This is a genomic window from uncultured Leptotrichia sp., from assembly GCF_938036635.1.
Taxonomy (GTDB): domain Bacteria; phylum Fusobacteriota; class Fusobacteriia; order Fusobacteriales; family Leptotrichiaceae; genus Leptotrichia; species Leptotrichia hongkongensis.
In genome coordinates this window covers 1-1,335 of sequence record NZ_CALHQO010000194.1, presented here as the reverse complement: position 1 = coordinate 1,335, position 1,335 = coordinate 1, and the positions used below count along the sequence as shown (strand labels likewise).

The 1,335-nt window shown below is 34.8% G+C and carries 3 protein-coding genes; all 3 read left to right on the top strand.

Annotation, left to right across the window (positions count from 1 at the left end; all coding sequences use genetic code 11):
* A partial coding sequence (locus tag Q0370_RS03815) for a site-specific DNA-methyltransferase (protein WP_299572340.1) occupies positions 1–697 on the top strand: 697 nt, incomplete at its 5' end.
* A gap of 13 nt (positions 698–710) precedes the next feature.
* Positions 711–845, top strand: a complete 135-nt coding sequence (locus Q0370_RS03810; RefSeq protein WP_299572337.1) for a hypothetical protein — start codon at positions 711–713, stop codon at positions 843–845.
* A gap of 152 nt (positions 846–997) precedes the next feature.
* Positions 998–1,335: hypothetical protein (locus Q0370_RS03805; RefSeq protein WP_299572335.1), on the top strand; the 338-nt coding region annotated here is incomplete at its 3' end.

Below are 1,335 nucleotides of genomic sequence, written 5' to 3'. Positions count from 1 at the left end.
TGTAATTGCAGATATTCCATATAATTTGGGAAATAATGCCTTTGCAAGCAGTCCAGAATGGTATGTGGACGGAGACAACAAAAAAGGTGAAAGCAAAAAGGCAAACTCAAGTTTTTTCAAGACTGATATAAACTTCAATCTCGCCGAATACATGCATTTCTGCTCAAAGCTATTGATAAAAGAGCCGAAAGAAAAAGGGAAAGCTCCAGCAATGATAATATTCTGTGCATTCCAGCAAATCGACACGCTTGTGAAGTACGCCAAAAAGCACGGATTTAACAACTATTATCCGCTGGTGTTCATAAAACATGGAAGTTCACAAGTGCTAAAGGCTAATATGAAAATAGTTGGAGCAACAGAATACGCCTTAGTATTTTACAGGGATAAATTACCGAAATTCAACAACAACGGCAAAATGATTAAGAACTGGTTTGAATGGAAGCCTGATTCAAAATCGGAATATCCGAAAGTGCATCCGACACAAAAGCCAGTAAATTTGCTAAAAACATTAATAAAAATATTTACTGATCCTGGAGATACTGTGATTGATCCAGTCGCTGGAAGCGACAGCACATTAAGAGCGGCAAAGGAACTAAAAAGAAACAGTTATGGATTTGAAGTGGAAAAAGAGTTTTACAAGAAAGCGACCACTGAAATGCTAAAGGAAGATGAAACAAAACAATTAAATTTATTTTAGGAGAGTGATTAAGTTGAGCATAAGAGAACAGCTGGAAAAAGAAATGATTGCACAAGAAATTAAGGAACTGGAGGAAGAAAATGCTGACAACGAAGGATATGATGAAATGGATAATTCTAATACTGACAACTGCTCTAATGCAGATTGAAATGATTAGAGTTAAAGGTCGTTGGATATTTGGTGGTAACGCAATATTTCCGTTTTTGGTGGCTATGCTTCTGTGGTATGTGCCAAATAGATTCAAAGAATTTTTAAAGGGCTATAAATAGGGGGTAATTTTAGAGAGCAGGAGGATATGATTTGGGAGTACTCAAAAAAGCAAAAAAGAAAAAATTAAGAAACGAAATTTTAGAAAAGGCTGTTGCCATGAGAGAGATTTCAACAGATGAAAACAGAAAATCAAAAATAATGATTATGATGTCTTTATCAAACTTATGCAAAAGCTACAGGAACTATTTCAAGATTCCAAAGATAACTGATAAAAATCTTGAAAACGGCGACACCAAAATAGAAAAGATAATGGAGGAACAGACGCTTTGGTGCACTTTTGAACTTGAAGATGTTATACAAAGAAGTTTTAGAGCTTTAACTAGGTTAATCAATGAATTTGGATACGAAGATTTAAATAATCCTGAACA